General features: G+C 45.5%; 19 protein-coding genes and 1 pseudogene. 10 read left to right on the top strand and 10 right to left on the bottom strand.

Translation table 11 applies throughout. The features are described 5' to 3' along the window. Positions 1-27 precede the first annotated feature (27 nt). The 5 genes from SPEA_RS20295 to SPEA_RS20275 are packed head-to-tail and all read right to left on the bottom strand — an operon-like array spanning position 28 to position 7797. Positions 28-2115 (bottom strand): hypothetical protein, encoded by a 2088-nt coding sequence (locus tag SPEA_RS20295; RefSeq protein ID WP_012157055.1) that lies wholly within the window; start codon positions 2113-2115, stop codon positions 28-30. A gap of 1 nt (position 2116) precedes the next feature. Continuing rightward, entirely contained in the window at positions 2117-2734 is a 618-nt protein-coding gene (locus SPEA_RS20290; RefSeq protein WP_012157054.1) for a DMSO/selenate family reductase complex B subunit, read from the bottom strand. A gap of 10 nt (positions 2735-2744) precedes the next feature. Continuing rightward, on the bottom strand, positions 2745-5195 hold the full coding sequence (locus tag SPEA_RS20285; RefSeq protein ID WP_012157053.1) for a molybdopterin-dependent oxidoreductase: 2451 nt from the start codon (positions 5193-5195) through the stop codon (positions 2745-2747). A gap of 10 nt (positions 5196-5205) precedes the next feature. Then, positions 5206-6930, bottom strand: coding sequence for an MtrB/PioB family outer membrane beta-barrel protein (locus SPEA_RS20280; RefSeq protein ID WP_223296536.1), 1725 nt, complete (start codon positions 6928-6930; stop codon positions 5206-5208). A gap of 6 nt (positions 6931-6936) precedes the next feature. Further along, the gene (locus SPEA_RS20275) at positions 6937-7797 is read right to left on the bottom strand and encodes a DmsE family decaheme c-type cytochrome (protein WP_150102327.1); all 861 of its coding nucleotides are present in this window, start codon (positions 7795-7797) and stop codon (positions 6937-6939) included. A gap of 425 nt (positions 7798-8222) precedes the next feature. On the opposite strand from SPEA_RS20275, the gene SPEA_RS20270 reads away from it, so the two are divergent. Next, the gene (locus tag SPEA_RS20270) at positions 8223-8447 is read left to right on the top strand and encodes a hypothetical protein (protein ID WP_041411130.1); all 225 of its coding nucleotides are present in this window, start codon (positions 8223-8225) and stop codon (positions 8445-8447) included. Positions 8448-8469: 22 nt separating this feature from the next. Here SPEA_RS20270 and SPEA_RS20265 read toward each other — a convergent pair whose 3' ends face one another. Then, positions 8470-9591: a mandelate racemase/muconate lactonizing enzyme family protein gene (locus SPEA_RS20265; protein WP_012157050.1), complete on the bottom strand. Its 1122-nt coding sequence runs from the start codon at positions 9589-9591 to the stop codon at positions 8470-8472. Positions 9592-9594: 3 nt separating this feature from the next. Then, on the bottom strand, positions 9595-11187 hold the full coding sequence (locus tag SPEA_RS20260; RefSeq protein WP_049767988.1) for a BCCT family transporter: 1593 nt from the start codon (positions 11185-11187) through the stop codon (positions 9595-9597). Between the two features lie 175 nt (positions 11188-11362). Here SPEA_RS20260 and SPEA_RS23305 point away from each other — a divergent pair, with 175 nt between their 5' ends. From SPEA_RS23305 to SPEA_RS20235, 6 genes are all read left to right on the top strand, one after another. Beyond that, the gene (locus SPEA_RS23305; protein ID WP_190272084.1) at positions 11363-11518 is read left to right on the top strand and encodes a hypothetical protein; all 156 of its coding nucleotides are present in this window, start codon (positions 11363-11365) and stop codon (positions 11516-11518) included. Between the two features lie 189 nt (positions 11519-11707). After that, a complete protein-coding gene (locus tag SPEA_RS20255) occupies positions 11708-12043 on the top strand; it encodes an SAF domain-containing protein (RefSeq protein ID WP_012157048.1) in 336 nt (111 codons plus the stop codon). After that, positions 12040-13221 carry a UxaA family hydrolase gene (locus tag SPEA_RS20250; RefSeq protein WP_012157047.1) on the top strand — a complete coding sequence of 394 codons (1182 nt, stop codon included), beginning with the start codon at positions 12040-12042 and terminating at the stop codon, positions 13219-13221. The genes SPEA_RS20255 and SPEA_RS20250 overlap by 4 nt, the downstream gene beginning before the upstream one ends. 93 nt (positions 13222-13314) lie before the next feature. Continuing rightward, positions 13315-14217 (top strand): LysR substrate-binding domain-containing protein, encoded by a 903-nt coding sequence (locus SPEA_RS20245; protein ID WP_012157046.1) that lies wholly within the window; start codon positions 13315-13317, stop codon positions 14215-14217. A gap of 81 nt (positions 14218-14298) precedes the next feature. Further along, positions 14299-14949 (top strand): GntR family transcriptional regulator, encoded by a 651-nt coding sequence (locus SPEA_RS20240; RefSeq protein WP_012157045.1) that lies wholly within the window; start codon positions 14299-14301, stop codon positions 14947-14949. A 158-nt stretch (positions 14950-15107) separates the two neighbouring features. After that, complete coding sequence (locus SPEA_RS20235) at positions 15108-18077, top strand: hypothetical protein (RefSeq protein WP_012157044.1); 2970 nt, start codon at positions 15108-15110, stop codon at positions 18075-18077. Positions 18078-18202: 125 nt separating this feature from the next. Here the strand turns inward: SPEA_RS20235 and SPEA_RS20230 are convergent, their stop codons facing one another. Next, positions 18203-19471: a NupC/NupG family nucleoside CNT transporter gene (locus tag SPEA_RS20230; protein WP_012157043.1), complete on the bottom strand. Its 1269-nt coding sequence runs from the start codon at positions 19469-19471 to the stop codon at positions 18203-18205. A 160-nt stretch (positions 19472-19631) separates the two neighbouring features. After that, positions 19632-20471, bottom strand: a complete 840-nt coding sequence (locus SPEA_RS20225) for a 5'-methylthioadenosine/S-adenosylhomocysteine nucleosidase (RefSeq protein WP_012157042.1) — start codon at positions 20469-20471, stop codon at positions 19632-19634. Between the two features lie 584 nt (positions 20472-21055). On the opposite strand from SPEA_RS20225, the gene SPEA_RS20220 reads away from it, so the two are divergent. Then, entirely contained in the window at positions 21056-22354 is a 1299-nt protein-coding gene (locus SPEA_RS20220) for a restriction endonuclease (RefSeq protein ID WP_049768020.1), read from the top strand. A gap of 133 nt (positions 22355-22487) precedes the next feature. Here the strand turns inward: SPEA_RS20220 and SPEA_RS20215 are convergent. Continuing rightward, positions 22488-22757: pseudogene (locus tag SPEA_RS20215) on the bottom strand (endoribonuclease YicC domain-containing protein); the annotation flags it as partial. 355 nt (positions 22758-23112) lie between these two features. Here SPEA_RS20215 and SPEA_RS20210 point away from each other — a divergent pair. Further along, the gene (locus tag SPEA_RS20210) at positions 23113-23394 is read left to right on the top strand and encodes a helix-turn-helix domain-containing protein (protein ID WP_012157039.1); all 282 of its coding nucleotides are present in this window, start codon (positions 23113-23115) and stop codon (positions 23392-23394) included. Next, on the top strand, positions 23394-24713 hold the full coding sequence (locus SPEA_RS20205; RefSeq protein WP_012157038.1) for a type II toxin-antitoxin system HipA family toxin: 1320 nt from the start codon (positions 23394-23396) through the stop codon (positions 24711-24713). The genes SPEA_RS20210 and SPEA_RS20205 overlap by 1 nt, the downstream gene beginning before the upstream one ends. Positions 24714-24797: the final 84 nt, after the last annotated feature.

Genomic DNA, 24797 nt, shown 5'->3' with positions numbered 1-24797 from the left:
GGCCAGAGGCCGCCTTAAACGATATACCTACTTGTCTAAGCTAGGCTCATATTGGTAGAACTCTAGTCCAGAAGTTGGACCGACGTTACACCAAGTTGAGGTGCCGAAGTATAGCTTGTCGTCGATATCGACTACGTTACGGATACCGTTAGAGCACTCATTGCCGAAACCGTTAGTGGTAAGCTTACGTGCAGAACCGTCAGCTTCGATCATCAGTAGATCGCCACCTGGAATAAACTCTTCGGCTAAGCCGTTAGCATCCATCTCAGTTTTAGCGTAATCGTACATCCACATGGCTGGGTTGTTAGCCATCTGGTTCTTCCACTCAGGGTTCTGGAATACGATACCGTCGAATAACATGTACTCACCAGCGTATGCCTCGAACAGTAGGTCATGTAGGCCAGAGAATGCATCGAAGAATCCCCAGAATAACTTACCGTCTTTGGCAATTGAGGTCCAAGAGTAGACGTTTCCTGGGTTACCCATACCAGCTTCACCATGAATAGGCTTCTGACCTAACTTGTTTGGCATAGCCTTCCAACCATTACCATCATTAACCTGCATGGTTTCGTAGCCGTAAAGCAGCTCTACTTTAGAGGTGTCGCCTGCGCTTACCGCATCAATATTTTTAAGGTCAATACGGAAGATTGAAGTGGCGCGCCACTCGTTGATCATAAACGTTTTATGACCCGCTTCTTTATTTGCATCAATGACTGAGTAATCATGTGCATCAAGACCTGTTAAGTCGGTGAATAACTCAGGATCTGCCTTAGCAAAGTGCTTATAAGCAGCATCTGTACCTTGGTGGTAAGTACCGAAATACATGAAACCGTCGTTAATTGCACTCGTCCCCCATTTAGCTCCCCAGCGACCTTTAGTATCAGGATCGTACTGATCCATACCGAATACTTCACGGAAGGTCAGTTGCTCACTTGCGCTGTAACCTGCAGCTGGAATTGGATCTGAAATCAGGATGACTGACTCTTTGTACTTATCATTACGCTTGCCTTCCTTGTAAACGAAAGGGTGTGCAGAAGCAGACATGATAAGGCGTTCAGTACCATCGCTATGGGTGAATTGACGCCAGTCACCGATCATACCGTATTGTACGCCACCTGGAGTTTCTTCATTATCCAGTTGAGTCGAAACCTTGCTCCAACCTGTGGTGTTAAGTGGGTTCTCTACATCTTTAATTGTACCGCCAGCGAAAGGATCATCTTGTGTACCTACCCAGCGAAGTAGTTGAGTTGGGCCGTCACCAGTCTGAGTCATACCTGTTTCTGCCCCTACGATAGTGTAGAAGCCAGTGGTACCGTCAGCGTGCTCTAGAGTACGGAAGCGACGTGTGGTATCACCGACGATATCACGATAGCCGACGAATGAACGCTCCTTTGCATTGAATACGAATAGCCGTAGTCGACCTTGGTTAGCATCGACACCACTCTTGTAGTGACCCGCAACAAATACCAGATCACCAACAGTGCCCGCAGCGCGGAAGCCATAGGTATTATTGATAGGCTCGAAAGCTTCAGTAAACTGAGGGCCACCAGATGTGAGCATGCCTTCATGAATCACTTCTTTTGCACCAGTGCGGAAGTTATAGATGAAGATCTGTGATGGAGTGCCAGTAGTCCCTGGCACTGAACAGCCAGTAGTCTCACTCTCATAAGTGGTTAACTCGATAGGCATGCCGATGTTCTGGTATGGCCATACACACCAACCGTTTGAGATAGTACCCATCCACAATTCTTCGCCATTGTCTGCTGAATCATAAACAGTCGTGCCCCAAGGATACGAAGCGTTACGCATCTCTTTATATCCAGCTGGCATGGTATTTTCCCAATCACGTAACGGATCATATTCGTTACTCGGGCTGGTGGCGCTATAGAATGCGCCATCAATGATAGTACGGCCAGCATGCACGAATGGTCCATCGACTGCTGGTGGTTCAACTGGATCCGTAGGATCGCTAGGCTCTGTTACTGGGCACAGTTCTGGAGATGAGGCTTCAGAGCCATCTTCACAGATATATATTGTTTCTGAATCGTCATCAGAACAGCCAGTTACCATAGCACCAGCAAGAAGGATAGCTACAAGAGAAAGTTTAGTATTCATGTTATACCTCGTTTGGATTTACTACTGAACCGGCGCCTGAACCTACAGGTTGACCGTCAGGGTGTACTTTAAGAATTAAGTTTGGTTTGGTGATGCTTGCTGACGGTAACGGGGCAATTTCTGCTGTATCCCCATATTTAGCGCGCAACTCATCGATAGGGCCGAAGTCCAATGCTCGATGGATACAGCTATCAACACACATGGGCTGTTTCCCCGCGTTGAGTCTGTCAATACAGCCGTCACACTTGGTCATTTTTCCTCGGGCTTCATCAAGTTGAGGCGCGTCGTATGGACATGCCTGTGAGCAAGATGAGCAACCGATACAGATGTCGTCATGAATCATGACCAGTCCATCTTCTGCGCGCTTATGCATAGCGCCAGTTGGACAAGCCGTAGTACAAGCTGGGGTGTTGCAATGATTACAAGAGATTGACGTGTAGTAGGCAAAAACGGATTGTGAAAATACGCCATTACCATTATCCGTACAGCTTCCGCCCGCATATTCATATACGCGGCGGAAGTTACGACCTACATTCAGGTCATTCTTATCTTTACAGGAGACCATACAGGCCTTGCAGCCTGAACAGATTGCTGTATCAACATAGAATCCTAATTGCATATTTTCTCTCCTATGCCGAGTAAACTCTGACTCGGTTAGTATTAGAACGGAATGACTTAGCAACCGGACTAGGCTTACTGTCGGTCAGGGTATTTGCGCAGCCACCCACATCGATATCCCCTTTCATACGACGCCATTGGCCTTGAGGCATTGCCACAACACCAGGGACGATTCTAGGAGTGACGCGAGCGGTAATTTCGAGCTTGCCTCTGCGGCTCTCAACAATGACCTTTTGGCCATTGATAAGGCCTGCAGCACCTGCATCTATTGGGTTTAGCCATAGGTGATGCTCGAGTACTTCATTGAGCCAAGGTGTACTGGCATGGATACTGTGAGCGCTATGTTTACCGTGATAGTTAATGCACTGCAGCGGGTATTCTGCAGCAGTAGCATCTTCATATGACTCGTCACAGGCAAAGTAGACGGGCAGTGGGTTGATCTCGTCGGTGCCTTCAGCTTGGCTCTGCTTACTCTCGAAATATTGAGAGTAGATCTCGACCTTGCCGCTAGGTGTACCTAGAGGGTTTTGTTCAGGGTTGGCGACGAAGTCGCGGATCTTACCTACGTTGGGGTGCTCACCAGCGGGTTGGCGCTGAGGACCAAAGCTAACAAACTCTTCGAAGGTGTCACCTTGGATCCATGGATTGCTTTTCTTGAACTCGGTAAAGACCTTACGCACCTGATCTAAGTAGGTCATGCCACCATTGGTGAATTTACTGCCTATGCCTAGCTCGTTGGCGATCATATGGCAGATGTCATAGGCAGGCTTACATTCGAACATAGGGTCCACAGCAGGGGTGATCCCGTAGGCGTACATCAATGAACCACAGTCCATCTTGTTGTAGCTTTGGATGACGTCATACATCTCAAGCCAGCTTACTTCCGGTAGGATGATGTCGGCATACTTTGCTGAGGCCGTCATATGCTGTTCAACTACAACAACAAAGTCCACTAGGCTCTCGTCGTTAAGTAGGCGGTCAGCTCGGTTGATATCACCGTTTTGGTTAGCCAACATATTGGATGAGGCTAACCATAAGAAACGTACGTTAGTTTCTAGCGGAGTATCTGCATCCATCAGACTCTTATCTGAATAACGCACATCATGGGTGCTCGGCTTCATTTCTGTGCCGAACTCGATGGCGTCTAGATGTGATGCTGCTGGGATCGTAACGTCCATGATCTTCATGTTCATAAGATCTTTGAGCGAATCAGCCGGCATCATGGCGTAATGGGATAAACCATCGTTACCAGGGGTGCCGCCGTGGTTAGTCCCCGCGCCACTAATCTTACCGACGAGTAACGGCAGCATCATCACAGCACGTGCGTTGTTCTCACCATTACCTTGACGTTGTGGACCGAAACCCTGTGTCACGAATGGCGCTGACGCGGCTCCAATTGCTTGAGCTATTTCACGGATCTTCTCTGCCGGGATACCACAGATACTTTCGGCGCGCTCTGGCGTCTTAGCGATGCCGTCGGTAACACCTAAGATGTAATCTTGGTATTTATCGTAGCCAAAAGTGTACTGCTCAAGGAATGGGATATCCGCGTAGCCATCTGCTATCAATACATGTGCTAATGCTTCACATAATGCTGCGTCAGTACCTGGGCGGATAGGCACCCACTCATCGGTAGCGGTTACGGCTGTATCGGTAAACCGTGGGTCGATATAGTATGTCTTGAAGTTATTTTTCTTCTTAACATTCAAATATTCATAACCAGAACCTGCGCCACCCAAACGGGCTTCCATTGGGTTATAGCCGAAGCAGACCATCAGATCGCTATTTTCTAGGCTACGCAGGCTAGAGCCCGTATTCCAAAAACCGACGGTATCACCATCGTTAGATGCTAGGTATCCGTACATACCAGCAGAGCCTTCACGGTACTGAGATGCAGAGTAATCGTTATGGAAGAAAAGGCATCCGCCAGCCATATTTAGTAGACGAACACTGGATTGAGTCACACCAGTATTTAGATCGTGAGAACCGCCGCCCAGAGGCATGAAAATGGCGTTCTTACCGTATTCAGCGTAGGTCTTTTGCATCGCTGCGGCGACGCTAGAGACAGCTTCTTGCCAGCTAATACGCACGAATTCATCAGAACCTCGACGTCCTACGCGTTTCATTGGGTACTTAAGACGATCGTGGTTGTAAACCTTCTGACGCATTGAGCGGCCGCGAGGGCAAGGGCGAATTTCATGCTCGAAACTATCCCAATCGTCCGTAGCTTTGCCTTCAGTTTCAATGCGCGTGATCACGCCATCTTTACTGTGTACTTTTAATGGACATGCTTGCCAGCAGTTCGTGGCACATGAGCCCCATGTCACACCTTCTCCAACTGGAGGAAGCACTGGCTCGCTCGGAGTCGGCAGAGGATCGCTGGCACTGCTACTGTCACAACCTGTAACAGTCGCTACAGCCGCTGCCGCCGCGGTGAATTTAAGAAACGTACGACGTTCCATAATGATTACCTCAAAGCTTGATTGTGAAAAATACACCGATCTTGTGGTCGGTGTAATTCTGATTGAGGTCAGCAATGGAGTTGATGCTCTCAATCGGTTGATTGGCGTAATTCGTGTCGTAGTGGCGCTCGTAGGTGTAAGCCAAACGAGTCGAGAAACGCGCATTGATGCGGTAATCCATATGGACTTCAGCAAGGTGTTGGTACTGGTAGTAGTCACCCATCTCGGTGCTATCGACCGAGGTGTCACTGCCAGAAAATGAGAAGGTGTAGGAGCTGCCGACTGAGATATCGTCGTTAATTTGGTACTGCTCTAGACCAAAACCAAAATAGCTAAACTCATCACTGATACTGGTGTTGTGTAGCTCTAAGCTGTCGATGGTCTGAGTACCCGCGTAGGCGCTCAGCACTAACTGCTCACTGAAGCGGTAGAAGCCGTCGAAGTTAACGAGCACTTCATCAGATTCTTGCAGTGCCGAGCTGTTTGCGTAGTCATCGCTGGCTAAAATAACTTTGAGGTTTGCGCCATAGTTATTGTGGCTATAGCCCAGACCAAGCTCAGTGCTGAGGCGGTCTCTGTCGGCTAAGTAGTACTTTTCAAAAATATCCTCGCCAATACGGTAGTCAGAGCCAGTGCGTGCACCGTTGGTGAGCTTAACGTGCGAATTAAGCGCGCCTAAGCGGTAGTCTACGCGTGCAAACAGCTCACTCTCTTGGGTCTCTTCACGGTCACTATCGCTGCGAGTGCGGTCGTTTTGCTCAAAACCTGCACTGAACTTAGCACTGCCTAAACGGTAGCTGGCATCGACGCCATACTGGGTCTTGCTGGTGTCGATTGGAGTGTTAATAACGGGTGGCTGATTGCCATCGAAAAACTCATATGAGCCACTGACATTATCGCGGTCACTGTAGCGATAAAAGCCGCTGAGCTTAATACCAACAAAGCGCGAGCTGATACGGGCGTTATAGTCGAGGGTTTCCACTTCACCATCGAAGTTAGAGATAGGTACCAGCGAGTTATCTTGCTCAATCGCATCATCCTGAATCATCTTGCCGGAGGCAGCACTTAGACTAAGGCGAGTGCTGCCAACATTAAGGGCCCCTTTGACGCTAGCTTGTTGGGCACTGTTATCGGCATCGATACCAGCATTGTCAGTAAAGTCAGAGTTAAAGGCGGCAACGCCTAGGTTCCAAAAATCACCGTGCAACTGCACGCCTGCGTTCATCACCTGAGTGGTGTGGTCGATAGCTTCTAAATAGTTAGTTGTTTTGACCCCTCCAGCTTTCATTGTTGATGAAATGCGCTGGCCCTGTTTGTCTTCCGAGCTTGCTTTAACAAACGCGCTAACCAGCTGAGTTTGATACTTAGCAGCAGCAGATAACTGCTTACGCTCGGCGCCGATATCGTTGTCATCTAGGTTCCAGCGGTCAACATAAGCCAGCTCCAAGGCAAAGTCGCCATAGTAAGCAGCTGCTTTTAAGTGACCATTATCAGCTCCCGCATTGTTAGCATCTACGCTGTAGTGCTTGTTTTGGATATCGGCGTTAGCACCATACTGACTATCTAAGTGAGTACTTTGCTCGGTCATCACGCCAGCAGTGTTGTTGTGCTCTGGTGCAGCACAACGCTGACAGGCATAGTCTGTTTCAATGTGTTGCGGCACAGCGAAGTTTGCTGCGGTAGCGTTGGCTGAGAGAACAGCGAGTGCTACTAAAGTGAGTTTAGCCTTCATCATCAGCTCCTATTTTGTAAATAAGTGACCAGCAGGGTGGTTCGAACCATGAATTTTGCTGTGGCAGTTCATGCACGATTGACCCTGAGTGAAACCATCTAAGTTGTTATGCACATCACCTGGGTGGCCAGCTTGGCTATGACAGCTTTGGCATAATTGCGGTGCACGACTGTTAAGTAGGTTGTCGTTAACGGAGCCATGAGGGTTATGGCAGGTGGTGCAGTCCTCAACAACAGGAGCGTGCTCCCATAAGGCGGGTCCGCGCTTCTCGGCATGACAGCTGTAACAGGTGTCATTAACTGATAGCGGCGCTTCTTCATGAGGGTTATGGCAGTCACTGCAGACTAAGTGCTCTAAGTGAGTCGAGCGCTTAAATTGAGCAGACTCTTGCTGCATATGGCAATTTGCGCACTGCGCTTGAGGTTGCTCTGCAGTTAACTGTGCTTGGTGAATGTTGTGACAATCACTGCAGGCTTGGTCATGGAACGGGGTGTGCTCTTGGCTGTGGCAAGACTCACAAACACTGTTACGGCCTTCGACGGATAGCTCATCACCAAAGGTGAGCATGGGCTCGTTTTTACCTTTGTGCTTACCTTGTGGTCCGTGGCAGGCTTCACACTGAAGACCAGCCATAGGGCCTTGGTTGGTATCACCGTGTGGCGAATTGAAAATCGCCATAACGGGTTGAGACTTCTTGTGACACATAAGACAGGTGTCAGCACCTTTTTTAGAGTAGTTAGCCTCGGTGAATTTATTAACCAGTTGCTGCTCTAAAGGAGTAGCGACTTGGTCGGCTTGAGCGCTTGGCGCAGCAAGGAGTGTGGTAGCGCAGAAGGCTATTAACACTCCGATTTTTAGTAAGATTCTCATCATCTATTCCACACTTATCATTTCGAAAGAAACGCGATTAACATCTTTAGTATTTATTTCGAGGTAATTGTAGAGACAGGTGTTTACTTTTGTAGTGACGAATGTCACGTTAAAATATACAGGTGTGTACCTTCATGTGTTATGTTTGCAGTTGGTCAAAAAATAACGCATTAGTGTGATCTGTTTCGATGCGTTATTTACTTGGCTTTAGTGGTTTCTAGGTTTGAATGTGATGCCTGTCTTATTTTTTGCGGTGTTTGAGTTGTGTGTCTCAGATGCGAACCTTGGTTTTACCGTGGGTTGACAGTTGTAAACTTTGTTCCATATTATTTACTACGATTTGCAATCAGGACCTGCATACACCTTGTGAATAAGGTGGTTGGAACCATGAGGGGAGTTAAGCGAGATTTTGGCATTTACGTTAAATGCTCTCATGGTTCATTTTTATTTTGATGGTGAATCAACAGGATTTAGATGAGGCGAATGATGAGTCTCGACGTGCTTGTTTAGCGGGAGGTACTAAGGAAGTCGGAGATGACTTACCTATTGCCCTGAGTCGCTGTCAGCAAAAAAACAGACATAAAAAAATGCCAGTAAGCTTAACTTACTGGCATTGTTATTTAGCGGGTAAATCAATCGCCGCTAGATAGCGCGATGTTAATTTACACGGTGCTAGTTAACGCGGTACTTGGCAATTAACTCTTCGTCTAGCTCGATACCTAAACCTGGTGCGTCAGATACGGCCACAAAGCCATTATCGAACTGCAGCTGGTTTTTCACTAAGCTAGTGAATAGTGGGCTGCTGCTCTGAGAGAACTCCATCAGCGTACCTTGCTCGCAAGCCGCTAAGAAGTGTACCGAAGCATGCAACAGAATGCCGGTGCTGAAACCATGAGGGATCAGCTGAGTACCATTCATCTGCGCGATGTCGTAGATCTTCTTCATTTCAGTGATACCACCACAACGGGTGATGTCTGGCTGAACGATATCGGCGTTAGACTTAGTGATGAACTCTTGGAACTCGTAACGAGTGGTTAGCGACTCACCGCCAGCAATCTTTTGCGATACCTGACGTGACAGCTTTTCATAGCTGATCAGGCTGTCTGCTAGTACCGGCTCTTCAATCCAGTTGAGGTTAAACTCTTCTAGACGTTTCGCCATCATGGCTGAATGACCACAGGTGTGCCACTTAGACGCTAAGTCGATCTGCACTTCCATCTCTGGACCTGCCGCTTCACGCACCGCTTTAACGATAGCGTAGTCGGTGTCTGGGTCATCGCCCATCACGCCGCCACCAAACTTAATGCTAGAGAAACCTTGGTCTTTCAAGCCCTGCACAATAGCCACGTTGTCTTCAGGCTTGTCGGCAGGAATAAAGGTACCGTAACAACGGATCTTGTCGCGGTACTTACCGCCAAGTAGCGTGTGTACTGGTACACCGTAGAACTGACCTGCGATATCCCACAGAGCGATGTCGATAGCACTAATGGCATGGATGCCAGCACCGCGACGACCCATGTAGTTTGAACCCCAGTACATCTTGTTCCACAGGCGCTCGATTTCCAGCGCATTTTCACCGATCAGCAGACGCTTAAGACCGTTGCAGTAGAAGTTAGTTTGTGGCGCTTCGATACAAGCTTGAACCACTAGCGGGCTAGAGTCGGCTTCGCCCACACCTACGATACCTTTATCGGTATGCACTTTAACGATGACGGCGTCTTCGCCCCATTCACAATCGGCATCCATTGCTGGAACGCGTAGGTGGAGCACTTCAATATCGGTAATTTTCAACATGATTTATTTCTCTGAAACGTTGTCAAACTTGTGGTTTGACAGGAATTTCTTTAAGCCGAACATACATAGCATCAGTACGATTACAAATGGTGCAGCAGTTAGGGTTACCGCTGTTTTCAAGGTGTCTAGTGACGCGTTGATGTACAACATGGCTAGTGGTAATAGACTTAGCATCACACACCAGAACACGCGTAGTTCACGAGTCGGATCTTGACCTTGTTTTAGGTTCTTGGTGCTTACTGCTGCTACGGTGAAGGCTGTAGCATCTAAGTGAGAAGCTAGGAATAACATCATTAGCACGAAGTAGAACACTGACAAGATGGTACCAAATGGCAGGTTAGCAATTAGCTGGGCCACTGCGATGTCACCAGTAGCGCTGTTTAGTAGCGCAGGTGCATTCACAACACCATCGACCATAGCGTCAACAGAGTAACCCGTTAGAGCGCCAAAGAAGAACCAACAACCACCACAACCACCCGCAATCAGACCTAAAATCACCTGGCGAATAGTACGACCCTTAGAGATACGAGTTACGAAAATCGCTACCGCAGGTGTGTAAGTGAACCAGTATAACCAGTAGAACACAGTCCAATCTTTGTTGAAGGTGCCTTCATTAGTTGCGTCGGTGAACAGACTCATCTCAACGAAGTTGCTCAGGGTTAAGCCTAGTGAGTTAACAAAGAAATCAACGATAAAGCCTGTGTCGCCAAGAACTAGTACAACCACAGCAAACACAAAGCACATACCACAAGCGGCATGAGCGATTTTTTGCAGACCTTCAGCAATACCGATATAAGAGCTTAGGGTGAAGGTAAGGGTGATCAGCGCCAGCAGGATAGCCTTAATTGCGAAGGTATTTTCCATGCCGAACAGCTCAGCGAAACCAGTTGAAACTGTGTTCACTGTTACGGTAGTCGTTAGGATCAGACCGCCAAACGTTGCGAATAGGAAGATAAGATCCAGTGAGCGCCCCATAACACGGCTAGCAGTGCTGTCTTCTTTCATGCCAAGGATAGATACCATTAGCGATGACAGGTTAAGACCTTTAGCACGGTTAACGTGGAAGTGGTACGCCATAGTGATAGACGCTAGACCGTAGATAGCCCAAGGCGTAATACCCCAATGGAACATCACGTAAGACAAGCTAGTACGCAGTGCTTCGTTGGTTTGGCCTTCAATGTTTAGACCAATACCGTTGTAGTAGTAAGCCCACTCCATAAACGCCCAGTACATGGTCGCCGAACCTAAACCGGCACAGATAAACATGAACAACCAGCTCATGTTGCTGTATTCAGGCTGGCCTTCGCCTAACTTAATGGTGCCGTAGCGGCTTACTGCGATGTACAACATGGTACACACAGAGGCAAAGGCAAATAGCTGGATGAAAGAGCCAAATGTATTGGTTAATGCAGCAAAGGCTGTTTTGCCGGCAGCTTGTACCTGATCTGGATTGAAGATCAGCATCATTACAACAGCAAATACAACAGCCAAACTCACAGAGATCAGCAGTTTGTCGTTTTGAACTTTATCATTTTGAACTGGGGATTGCTGAGTAACAGTTTCATCTGTCACCGGGGTCGTTGTTATATCAGTCACAACTACATCCTTACAAAAGTAGTAATGCGGCTTACGCTTGGGTGTAAGCCACATCGGGGAATTTTATTCGGGCGGATTTTGAGCGAGGTTGGCGCTGAGTGACAACAATAAAAACTTATTCCCTCATTACCAAATGTAATAGTTTGAACTGGATCACGCATGTGGTTTTAATGCTGTGACTATTGAATCACGCGGTAAAATAGTGGCGTTACTCAAGTTAGGTGATAACGGTGTGACGGGGGTTGCGAGCTTGTGTTTATTGTTGATGAATGATGTGGGTTGGCTTAGCTCTTTGCTGGTGAAGTCGTGGTTTTCGGTGGCGGCAGGCTAAAAAAGCAGACGTCTCGTTCGCAGAGCCTATCTTTGTTATTAGCAAAAGAGATAGGTCTTAAAATGGATGCTGCATCACACTTCATATAATCGCCGCTAGTTTTAGCGCGCAAATAGCGCATTTGTGGATTGATAAATAGTAAAAAAAGGCTAGATTGTAGGATTGTCCTACAATCTAGCGCGAGAAAGCATGAAAAAAGCCATTCAACTCGATCCAGCCGACAACGTCGCAACGCTGCTTGTTGATGCCGTCAAAGGCGATGAGATAGAAATTATCTCAACCAATAACCAAGTCATTGATCTTGTGACCTGCCTGCAAGCCATTACTTTTGGTAATAAAGTGGCACTAACTGACATAGCAGCCCAACAGCTTATTACTAAGGCAAGCTATCCAGTAGGCGTAGCCATTAAGGCAATACCGCGTGGTGAGTTAGCTCATGTGCAAAATGTGCGTAGCCAACGATTAGATATTCCCGACAACATCATTCAAGAAATTATTAAACAGATGCGGATTGAACAAGCATGATGAATAGCTTTATTGGTTTTGGCCGTACAGACGGCAGCGTGGGTATTCGTAATCATGTATTGATTATGGCGGTAGATGAATGTTGTGATGGCATAGCTCGTGCCATTGCCGACAGTATCGATAACGGTATCGTGGTCACTAACTACAACACCTGTATGTATGGTGGTAACGAAGAGATGATCAACACCATGATCCATACGGGCAATAACCCGAATGTGGCCGGTGTGCTGGTACTCGCCATGGGCTGTGGCAGTATCGATCCTGAAATCGTAGCTGCACCAATTCGTGAAACTGGCCGACCTGCGTTTTCATTAGTGTGCATGAAACAGCAAGGCACCCGCGCCACGATTAACCAAGGTAAAGAATTAGCGCAGCAACTACAGCAAGCAGCACAAGACGCTCCTCGCGTAGAAAAGCCGATCTCAGAGCTGATCATCGGTGTTAAGTGCGGCGGTTCTGATACTAGCTCGGGCATTGCTTCAAACCCGAGTGTTGGCCGAGCAGTCGACACCTTAGTCGATATGGGCGCAACCGCCATTGCCGGTGAGCTTATCGAATTAGTCGGTTGCGAATCCATTTTACGTCAGCGCGCGGTTAGCACTGAGGTGGCCGATAAATTAGAACGCTTAATCCATCAAGAAGAGGCGCGTTGGCATGTTGACGGCGCAGAAGTAGAAACCATGAGTATTGGTAACAGTGTCGGTGGCCTTACTACATTAGAAGAGAAGTCTTTTGGTGCACTGAGCAAAACCGGTACTCGTGCAATTCAAGATGTATTGCAGATTAATCATCTAGTCCATGAAAAGCCGACCACAGCGGGTTTCTATCTGTCGGAAGCCACTCACCTATGTGGCAGCGCAGGTATGCACTTTGCGGCACTGGGCGCGCATCTGATTTTATGGACTACCGGCGGCGCAGGCTTTAATAACCCTATCGTGCCAGTGATCCGTGTGAGCGGTAACCAATATTTGTTAAATGAAGATATAGATATTGACGCATCTGGTATCATGCGCGCCGAAGAAGGTGTAGAAAGTGTAGCTGAGCGCATCGTGGCCAAAGTTAGCAAGGTTGCCCAAGGCCAGCAGACCAATATTGAAGAGATAGGTTACAGCTATTGTAGCTTGTATCAAAAAGACCAACGCTTAGAAACAGTATTACGTTTTAAGCCAGGCTGTTAAGCTTTTTCAACGTCTAGCCGCTAAGCGCTAGTAGCTAGTTAAGCATCGCCCTTATACTTATATAGGTTTAAGGGCTTACCATCGCAGGATGTTATGAATACAACTCAAGTTAGTTCAAGTGCCCGCTTACCGCAGTTATCTTGGTTTATGGCATTTAAAGCGGTGGCAGATAAACAAAGCTTTACCGAGGCCAGCCGTGAGCTTTGTCTTACGCAGTCAGCCATTAGCCAACAAGTGGCCAAGCTTGAAGCCGTGCTACGTACCAAGTTGTTTTATCGTGGCGGACGACACATCCAACTAACAGAAGATGGACAGCGATTACTGTTACAGGTTAATCAGCCCATCCAAGAATTAATGGGCGTGGTGGATGGCTTTCATAATAATGCCGAGCATTACACCTTACATATTGAGATGGAGCCGGTTTTTAGCCGCCAGGTTGTCAGTAAATTATTACCGAAATTTTTAGCCCAGCACCCTAACTTATTGGTCGGGCAGATGCTGACCACCAATCACTTTGATTTTTTACCGCAAACTGAGTTAGCGATAAAATGGGGTGACGGTGAATGGGAAGGCTTTGATTCGCAGTTTTTGTGCAGCTTGGATTATGTGCCTGTGTGCTCGCCAGAGTACCTCAAGCGCAAACCTCTGACTGTACCGGCAGACTTGGCTAAGGCCAACATTATCCATGACCGAGACAATTTCGATTGGAAGTATTGGCTTAATTATTATCCGGTGGCTCGCTTAGAGCTACAAAAGTGCCATTATGCCAGTGAGAGCCAAGTGGTGATGTCGCTAGCGATGAGTGGTTTAGGGGTTGCTGTTTGTGCCTATCAGCAGATCCAAGAAGAGTTAGCCGATGGTCGTTTGGTGATGCCGTTTCCTGAGTTAAAGGTGCGTCATCAGCGCGCTTATTATATTTTAACCCGTAAGAATAAGTCGTTATCGCCACAAGCCCATAGTTTTATGCAGTTTGTCCGAGAAGCTATGTTGACGTAAATCCTGCATGGTTTAACTTTATTTAGCTTGTTCAATCACTTACATTATACGCAATCACTATTTGATCCATCAGTAAACGATATGAAAATCACCAAAGAAAGTTTAGAGTCTCAAGCCATCCGTTATCTGCGAACGCATATATTAGAAGGCCACATCAAGTTAGGCGAAAAGCTGGTGGAAAGTGCGTTAGCTAAGCAGTTAGAGTTATCGCGCAGCACTGTGCGTATGGCACTAAATTCGTTAGTGAACGAAGGCTTAGTGATCCAAAAGCCTTATTCAGGCTGGCAAGTGGTTGAGATTAACGAGCAAGACTTGTGGGAGTTATATCATTTACGCGTCGCCCTAGAAGGCGAAGCCGCCGCGATGGCAGCCAAGTGGGCCAGTAAAACAGACAAAACCCGTTTAGCCGATTTTTTTCAAGAATATCAATTGCTGTGTTTACAACACAGTGATGACACCCGCCGCATTAGCGAAATGGACTGGCAATTACACCAGTTGATCATTGAGATCTGCGGCAGTGTGCGCATGCAAAGCCAATATAAGCAGATCTTATATCCATTGCAGGCATATATTGCGCTTACCCACCAAGATTATGATCTGTCTGACAGTGCCTCAAGTCACCAAGCACTCGTGCAAGCTATCTGTTCCGGTGACGCCGAAACCGCTTTTGAACAAGCACGAGCCAATATTACGCCGATGACGCGTGGTGGTGAACTGTCAGAAAGTAATTGATTATAAATCGTCGTTCGCAGCTATAGCCTAGGTACGTTATTAGGAAAAAATCGCTAAAACAGACTCAGTTTTACCAAAAACTGAAGAGTTTTTTGATGTAGATCATTGTTTTGTTGTGATACCTTTGTTTGGGAAATGTAAATAACAAAGGGGTCACAATGATTTCCTCCTACCGAACTGCGCTATTTTTATTCACTTCTTTACTGCTAACAGGCTGTCCATCAGACAGTTCTACCCCTGACAATATACCGCCAGAAATTCAGCTATTAGTTGAGAAAACTGAGTATCAGGAAGGTGAGGTTATATCTTTAGCTGCATTAGCTTCTGATAAAGATGGTGATGATTTTCAGGTTTCTTGGCTTTTAGTAGATGCTCCATCTCAAGTCACGCTTGAAAAACTCAGTGATTATGAAGTTCGGCTTGTTGTTACAGCCCCATTAGAACAGGGGGTACTTGTTACCGTTCAGGTCAGTGTGTCTGATGGAAGTAGTGAAGTCTCCTTACAAACTCAAATATCAATTACTCAAAACCTTGCGCCGCAAATTAGCTACGATGCTGATGCATACAGCTTCCAGTTAGGTGAAGATCTGAGCTTTCCTGTTACGATTACTGATAGCGACAGTGATGACTTATATATCTTATGGGAATTAAAAGATTCACCTGAAGGTTATGATATTTCAAGTAGTGACGGTGGCGTACAGCTAACAGCGCCCATCTATATTGAAGAGAGTGTAAGTTTAACCGCCGTACTTCAAGTCAGTGATGGGTATAACGCGCAGACAAAAGAATTCTTGGTCATTATTAAACCTAATCTTGTACCATTAATCACTGCAGAGACTGAAAGTTACAGCTTCCAGTTAGGTGAAGATCTGAGCTTCCCTGTTACTGTTTCCGATAGCGACAGCGATAGCTTAGAAATTTCATGGACGCTTAAGGATTCTGCCGATGGGTTTGGAGTTTCAAGTTCGAATGGTGTAGTGCAGCTAACGACGCCTTCCTCTATTGCAGAGAGTGTCAGCTTGACTGTTCAGCTTCAAGTCAGTGATGGTTATAACGCACTGGAGAAAGAGTTTGCTATAACGCTGTTACCTAGAGATATTGTTGAGGTTACTCTCGTTTACCCACCTGCCAGCGCAATAACCGATGCGAGATCAACTGTAATCAGAGGGATCAGCTCATTTGAGCTATCGAGCTTAATGGTTAATGGAGAAGCAGTTACTAGCTCTGATAACTTTCTTAACTGGACCGTCACGCTACCGATTGCCGAGCTAGAAACGCTAGAAATAACTCCTGAAACGAGCGTACTGCCAACCCAAACGCTTGAATACAAGAATTTTGAAAGAACAATTAAGCATACTAAGCCATTCATTTTGGAAAATGAGAGTCTCACTGCCTTTGGTGATCATGTTTACCTTATTAATGACAGCAGCAAGCAGATTATTCAGCATAACCTAGTGACAGATGAGCGAAGCATCATTTTTCAAGCTACAGCAGATTTCGATTTTGAACCTGAACAGGCCGTTGTCGATGAAGCCAGCAACCGATTAGTGATAGCAGGGACTTTAGAGACGGCTGTTGAGACATACGGATTAACAGTGGTGGCATTAGATCTTGCAAGTTTTACAACTACCGTGCTGTTCCAAGATCTGCGTTATGAGGCATTTAATTCCATTGTGTTTAATGGAGATAATAACAAGCTGCTTATTCCTGATTGGCACTCTGACGGTACTATTTTTGAAATTGACCTGACTACTGGGATTAAGACTCAGCTATATGCGGCAAAGTCAGATTTTGGAATCGAGGTCGATAGGGGCTACGAGCTGCAATATCACAATGGTGACTTGCTCTGGGGAGATGTAGGCACGCCAAAGCTATATAAAATTGATCAAGTTAATGATCAGATGAGCATTATATGGCAGGGGAGTGATTATCAAGCTGATATCGACAGCTTGGACCTCTCTTTAAGGTTTTATAAAGACTTTATCTATGATGAACAGGGCAATAAACTGACGCTGATTATCGATGAGGGGGCGATTACCTTTGACCTTAACTTACAAATCGTCGAGAGTTTTGCCGATTTTAGAAACCTAATATCCCCTTTTGAAGAAGTTGAAAGTGCACATGTTGCAGGTCGAGATGTGCATATTTGGGATGAAGGTGTACAGATGCTCATCACCTATAACTTAGATAGTGGGGCGTTTGTTGCGTCAGGTAATGACAGCGTCAATATTAACTTATCTAGGTACCCTAGAAGCATTGCTTTATCGAGTGATGAAAAGTCGCTTTACTATAGCAGCGATGAGAGCCCTGCAATGTATCGGTTCCCGATTGATGCAACCGATAATAGCCAGTTAGAAACAGTATTCGATCTATCCGTTAATAATGACATCGATGAGCAACCTAACTTTTACTTTGAACAATACGTTACTGTAAACCCTGTTGAGTCCGGTTTTTACTTGACCAAAGATTATGACGCTGGAGGCCTGTACTTTTTTGAATTCGATACGCTGGATATTATCAATATTGCTTTAATTGAGGATATGCAGTCTGAGTTTGCTATCGATTTTGACAAGAATTTAGCCTTCACCTTAACCGAAAATAATTACTATGACGGTGAAAACTGGATTGATGAGCTTTTCTGGAAAAAGATCAATCTTGATAGTGGCGAAGTCACAGATTTTAGCAGTAATTTAGACTATATCGGCACAGAGTTTGAGTATGATCGAATAGATTCATTGACTCTCAGCCCCGATGGTGAGGCACTCATTGTAGAAATGGATGATAACTTAGTTCAAATTTCTACCGGTGATGGAAGTTTAACTTGGTTCTCAAAAGACAAGTTGATGCCAAACTTATCATCAAACAGTATTGAAAGTCTTATCTGGGCGGGTAATGAGCTTATTGCCATCAATGGTAATGCTAATTCTGGGCTCTATAAAGTGGATCAATCAACGGGTGAATATACTGAGCTTTCAGGCAAGTTTGTTGGTAGCGGCGCAACGCCATTTGATTTTGATACCGGCGTATACTCTGGTGCTCTTCAGCAATTTTTTATCGTTGATTATGATCTTGAAGCGATTTACGCCATCGATGAGCTGACCGGTGAGCGGTTAATCATTCATAAGTAAAACAGCAAGAGTGAAAACATAGAAAACAAAATGGCCGCTAATAGCGGCCATTTTTATGCCTACAGCGAGGCGGTGTCAATATCACCCAGATGATGCAGAGCGCTGCAGCATCACAAGCTGCTTGCTTAAGCCAGGCTCATAAACAAGCCAGCAATGGTTGCTGCCATTAGGTTTGACAAGATACCTGCAAACAGTGCTTTTAAGCCAAGTGATGCAATTTCAGAGCGGCGCTCAGGTACTAAACCACCAATGCCGGCAATCGCAATCGCTACCGTGCCTAAGTTAGCAAAGCCACACAGTGCAAACGATAGAATCACTTGCGTACGCTCAGACATAGGCATGCCTGTTGCCTCAACAATCGCATCACCACTTAGGTAAGGTGCCAAGTTGATATATGCAAAGAACTCGTTGATCACTATCTTCTGGCCGATGAACGAGCCTGCTAACAGCGCTTCATCCCAAGCCACACCCATTAGCCAAGCGATAGGGGCAAACAGGTAGCCAAGGATCAGCTGTAAGCTTAGACCGTCAAAGCCAAACCAGTTGCCAATGCCACCTAGCATGCCATTCATTAGCGCGACTAAGCTGACAAAAGCAAACAGCATAGCGCCCACAGCCATGGCCAGTGACAGGCCGTTCATGGTGCCAGTTGTGGCAGCATCAATAATGTTGGCTGGTGGGTTCTCTTCTACAACTGTTAGGTCTTGATCGTTTACTTTCTCGGTTTGCGGGATCAATAACTTAGCAAACAGTAAACCGCCCGGCGCCGCCATAAACGAGGCTGCTAATAGATATTCCATCTTAATGCCTAGCTGGGCATAACCCGCTAGCATGGTGCCTGCAATTGACGCCAAACCACCACACATTACCGCAAACAATTCAGCACGGCTCATCTTAGGAATATAAGGCTTAATCAGCAGTGGCGCTTCCGTCACACCTAAGAAGATGTTGGCACTGGCAGACATAGATTCCGCTTTGCTGGTATTAAGGATTTTTTGCAGTGCGCCGCCCACAATACGAACCACCCATTGCATAATTCCGAGATAGTACAGCACCGCCGAAATCGCCGAGAAAAACACGATAATTGGTAGAACTTTAAAGGCGATAACGAAGCCGCCTGGGCCAAACAGTTCATACATCTTATCGCTAACAAGGCCGCCAAACATAAACGACATGCCTTCGTTGCTGTAGCCAATCACGGTCGAAACCGCTTCTGCCATATTAAAAATAACGGCTTGGCCAAACGATGAATAGATGACAAATGCACCCATGATTAACTGCAGTAAAAACGCCATTCCGACTGTGCGGTAATTAATGGCTTTACGATTTTCAGACGCAAGAAAGGCCACTGCAAGCAGGGCGATGATGCCAACAATACTGATTAAAATTTGCATTTATTTTGTCTATTGCTAAATAAGTTAATAACTTAAATAAGTTAAAGAAAGGTATTAGCTAACGCTCTGCCTACTTTTTAATGCGGTTAAGCATTAAATGAAGCACTTTTAGGCGAGCACTAACGAGATGGGGATACAAGTTGTATCCCCATCGTCGTTACTAAAAGGTCTTAATTAATGCCTTAATGACATCAAGCACATAAACCTGACAATCAATCGCCGTTTGCGGCTCAAAGTCTTGCTTATGTTGGTCGGTATTAGACAGCACGCGAATACTCACAAAAGGTAGCTTGTAAGCTTCGGCTACTTGCGCAGCCGCAGAGGTTTCCATCTCTTCAACTGAAGTGCCCATGGTTTCGTGGAACCAGTTAATACGGTCAACTTCGCGGTTCCATTCGTCACAGCTACCAATTCTACCCAGTACCACTTTGCCTTGGGTGTAGCTGCTTGCTTGCGAAAGGGCGATTTCAACTAGGGTAGGGTCGGCTTTAAAGTGATTGTGCTCAACCACCACGCCGTTTTCACGCAGGTACATTGGCATATCGAAGTTCTGCCAAGTTGTTGGGTGTATGCCTTGGCCTTTTTCAACGAACTCAATTTTGTACGCGCCCATGTTAAAGCTGGTTTCACCAATCACGATGTCAGAGCGGAATAGCTTAGGATCGTGGCCACCAGAGGTGCCCTGATTGATGATAACTTTTGGCTGGTAATGCGCAATGCCCAAAGTGGTTGATGCGGCGGCGTTAGCCAAACCAATCTCGGTACGTGATACCACAACTGGGTAGCCATCTAATAGACCTTCCCAGAAAGTCCACGCACCATATGTCTTTTGTTTTACATCGTTTAGAGCGGCAATAAGAGTCTCGACTTCAACGTCCATCGCGCCTTGAACTAAGATAGGATTTAGAATTTTTGAGGGTAACTTTTCATTGTGTGGCTGTTCAGAGTTTACGTGTTCAGAGTTTAACTTTTCAGCTAATAGCTGCTCGCAAGTTGGCATGACAAATAACTTCAAATGGAAAGTGCGCGGATGGTAGCAACGGGAAATAGCCTAAACAACGAAATGAAAAGTAAAATACTTGTTGCCGTTTCGGTGGCCTAAAAATCGCACGATTGTTGGTCGAATTATCCAATTATTAAGTTTTGTTAATACTTGTTTTGTAAGGAAATTTCAAAATGAGTTGATTTATTGAACACAGCAAGAGATTCAATGACTTTAAATTAGAAAACAGTGTTTAAAAAAACAGGCTAGTCACAGGGGCTGGGTTGGGGGCTTAGTTTAGGCCTGAGATGGTCAAGAGTGTGTTTGCTTGGATGAATGAGTGGCGTAAAGCCACTCGTTTGATGGTTGAAAGTTAGGCTGGTGGAGAGTGTTTAAGCTTTTGCTCAAGGCTTGTGTCTGTGAGCACATGCTGAGCCTGCCAGTATCGGTATTTGATACTAGCTATAGAAGTAGCTTTCAATAAATCGTGATAATATCAAACCAATGAGACAAATTGTTGAATAGTCCATTAATATCATTATCTTATGTTTGCCACTGTGCTAGTGTAGGCCCTAAGGGAATGAATTTGGGTGATTAACATAGTGGAAATTCAAATTGGTGTAGTACTCAGATATAAGAAACCTTCTTGCGCTGTAAATATGTATGAGGATGGTCATCTTAATTTTCATTTCCTGACAAAGCATTCAGAAGCTAATAATCTCCAACTTGAGAAAGGAATTAATCCTTCAGCTAAGATAAAAACTAACTCTGGTGAGCTTGTTCGTTCTGCTATCTTGGTTTCTAGTAGTCCGAATAAGAAAGGTTCTATTGAGACACCGTGGGAAGATTTCTACGATGTCGATAATGGTCATATTCGCTATTTTGGTGACAACAAAGAACCCGGTAAAGACCCTGCTACAGCCCCGGGAAACAAGGCGCTTCTCGAAGCCTTTCGATTAGCTCATTCTCACTCAGCTGAAGAAAGGGCATTAACTCCTCCAATATTGTTCTTTAAACGTGCTGTGATTAACGGTGTAGCTAAAGGCTATCCACAATTCTATGGACTTGGGATCATCAATAGCGTCGAACTCGTGACTCAATGGGATAATAAGTTAGCGCGCACATTTACTAATTATGCTTTCGACTTCACAGTGCTTTGCATCGCTAGTGAGCATGAGGAGTTTGAGTGGGATTGGATTAATAGCCGGCGTAAGAAAGGATTTTCGCTATCTATTACCAATAAAGCATCCCCTAAAAGTTGGCGTCAATGGCTTATTGAGGGAAGTAATTCACTTAATAAGCTGCGCCGCCGTGTTTCTAAACTCAGTCTTGAAAAGACAGTTAACCAGAAACCTATTCCGGGTTCTGAATCCGATCGTATTCTGAATGAAATCTATATCTATTACGCCAACAAAAAACACCGGTTCGAGGCGCTTGCTGAAGTAATCGCCGCGCGGGTGATAGATCGTGAGTTCGGTATATATCATAAAGGCTGGGTGACTCAAGGCTCTAGTGATGGCGGCGCAGACTTTGTCGGTAAGGTGACTTTAGGCAGTGGCTTTTCAAAAGTTGAATTGATTGTTTTAGGGCAAGCTAAGTGTGAGGCATTAAATAGTCCAACGGGAGGCAATCATATTGCCCGAACAGTTGCCCGCCTAAAGCGTGGCTGGCTAGGTGTATATGTTACTACTAGTTATTTCTCTGACTCTGTTCAGCGTGAAGTGATTGAAGATAAGTATCCAATCATTTTGATCCATGGGCGAAGAATTGCTGAAGAGGTGGCTAAAATTGTCTATGAAAGTGAAGAGTTTGAGAGTGTGAATAGCTTTTTAGTCGCGATGGATAAAGACTATCCAACGCGCCTGAAACAAAGACAAGCTGAAGAAGTTTTGAATATTTAGTTTGTTTTTATTACGTTGAATTTACAGCCTTACTTTATGGCTGTTTTGCCAACAAAAAGCCCAGCATTTAGCTGGGCTCTTGTTATATTTTACTATTTGTCTTTTACAACAACTTTCACAATCTCAGAATCAATTACTCTACGTTCTGGATCTGCTCACGCATTTGCTCAATCAATACTTTAAGCTCTACCGCTGCGGCCGTCACTTCGGCACTGATTGACTTAGACGCTAGGGTGTTTGATTCACGGTTAAACTCTTGCATCATAAAGTCTAGACGGCGACCTTGTGCGCCACCTTTCTTCAGAATGCGGCGAGTTTCTGCTACGTGGGCGTCAAGACGATCCATCTCTTCGGCAACATCCATCTTCTGCGCCAGTAGTACCATTTCTTGCTCCATACGAAGATGTGCGAGTCCTAGCTGGCTTTGGAGAAACGTTTTCGCTTAAATCAACAAAAAGCCTAGCATTAAGCTGAGAAGTTAATATCCCCAACAAATGCACTCGGGCTTATTTTATGTTTAGGAGCTTAATGTGGAATAACGAGTTAATGTAGTTGTTGTTCTGAATGTTCGTGTATTCCTTTGTTTTACCTATTAATAAATTAAAACTTAGTACATCTATTACACGTTGTAGCGTGTAATCTCTATTTTAACGCCTCTAGCGTGTAATGCGTGATTTAACGGTTAAAGCGTGTGAAACTTGATTTACCTGCTTTAGCGTGTAAAGTAGGTCTAGTAATAGGTCTACAGGAAAGTGAGCATGAAGGTGACGAACTCAAAGCAGCTTAGCGCATATCTCAAAGATGCACGATTGAATATGAAGCTCTCGCAAAGCAAGGTAGGTAGTAAAGTCGGCATTCGTCAGGATACAGTTTCAAGCTTTGAACAGAACCCTGACTCCACCAAGCTAGAGACGCTGTTTAAAATTCTATCAGCACTGAACCTTGAGCTGGATATAAAGGTTAGGAATTCAGAACTAGCGGAACGGCTGAATGATGATAAAAGCACCGCCTCCGAGCAAGAGTGGAAGGAGGAGTGGTAATGGCAGTTCTGGATGTTTATATGAATGGCTATTTGGTCGGTGAGTTTACTAAATCGACCACAGGCTCTCATCTGTTTAAGTATGCAGCCCAATGGCTAGATACGCCTGGCAGTCGTCCTATTTCACTGTCTATGCCATTGCGTTCGCAAGCGTATAAAGGCGATGAGGTTTATAACTTCTTTGATAATTTACTGCCAGATAACATGGAGGTGAGAAACAGGATTGTTGCTCGTCACAATGCGCAATCGACACAAGCGTTCGATCTACTCGCTAAAGTCGGTCAAGACAGTGTTGGTGCACTGCAGTTAGTACCCCATGAGCAGCAACCCTTTGAGGTTAAAAAGATTGAAGCTAAACCTTTATCTGATGAGGCATTGGAAAAAGTGCTCAAAGGTTATCAGTCAGATATTCCATTAGGCATGCTAAGCGATGAAGATGATTTTCGAATATCGATTGCAGGTGCCCAAGAGAAGACCGCCTTACTTAATTTAGATGGCCGATGGCAGCTTCCAATTAAAGCTACACCGACTACACATATCATTAAGTTGCCTATCGGTGAGATACAGAGTCATTCATACACTATTGATATGTCTGACAGCGTTGAAAACGAATATCTGTGTATGATGATAGTAAGGGAGTTTGGCTTAGATGTACCAGATTGCTCAATAATTAAAGTTGGTGATAATAAGGCGCTGGCAGTAGCACGTTTTGATCGTAAATTATCTAGCGATGGCCAATGGATTATGCGATTGCCACAAGAGGATTTCTGCCAAACATTAAATATTCCATCGGCTAAAAAATATGAAAGTCACGGCGGGCCGGGTGTTGAGCATATCATACCTTATTTACTGGGCTCTATGAACTCAGAGCAAGATAGGTATAACTTTATGAAGTCGCAAGTGCTGTTCTGGCTTTTAGCGGCAACAGACGGCCATGCTAAAAACTTCTCGCTATTTATTGAGGTTGGCGGCGGGTATCGATTAACTCCCTTTTACGACATTATATCCATGTATCCAGTAATTGGTGGCAAGGGCCTAAATATCCGTGATGCCAAGCTTGCTATGGGGCTCAAAGCTACCAAAGGTAAGAAGTATCAGATAGTAAAGATTTTCCCTAAACACTTTATCGAAACTGCGAAAGCGGTTGGCTTTGATCTCGCTACTATGGCAGCCATTTTGCGAGAGGTTGCTGATTCAGTAGATAACGTGATTATGAAGGTTAAGACTCAGTTGCCCGAAGACTTTCCTGTACATATACGAGATTCGATTTTGGATGGTTTGCAGGATAGAGCAAAGCGCCTGATGGCGGGGGCGTACTGAGGCTAACTTTGTAGCTAAAGAATAAGGTTAACTCCAAAAGGCAAACAAAAGCCCAGTGATAAACTGGGCTTGGACAGGCTAATT

The sequence above is a fragment of the Shewanella pealeana ATCC 700345 genome (assembly GCF_000018285.1).
In the GTDB taxonomy this organism is placed as follows: domain Bacteria; phylum Pseudomonadota; class Gammaproteobacteria; order Enterobacterales; family Shewanellaceae; genus Shewanella; species Shewanella pealeana.
Note: the sequence above shows the minus strand (reverse complement) of the source record. Positions and strands in the feature narration are given on the sequence as shown.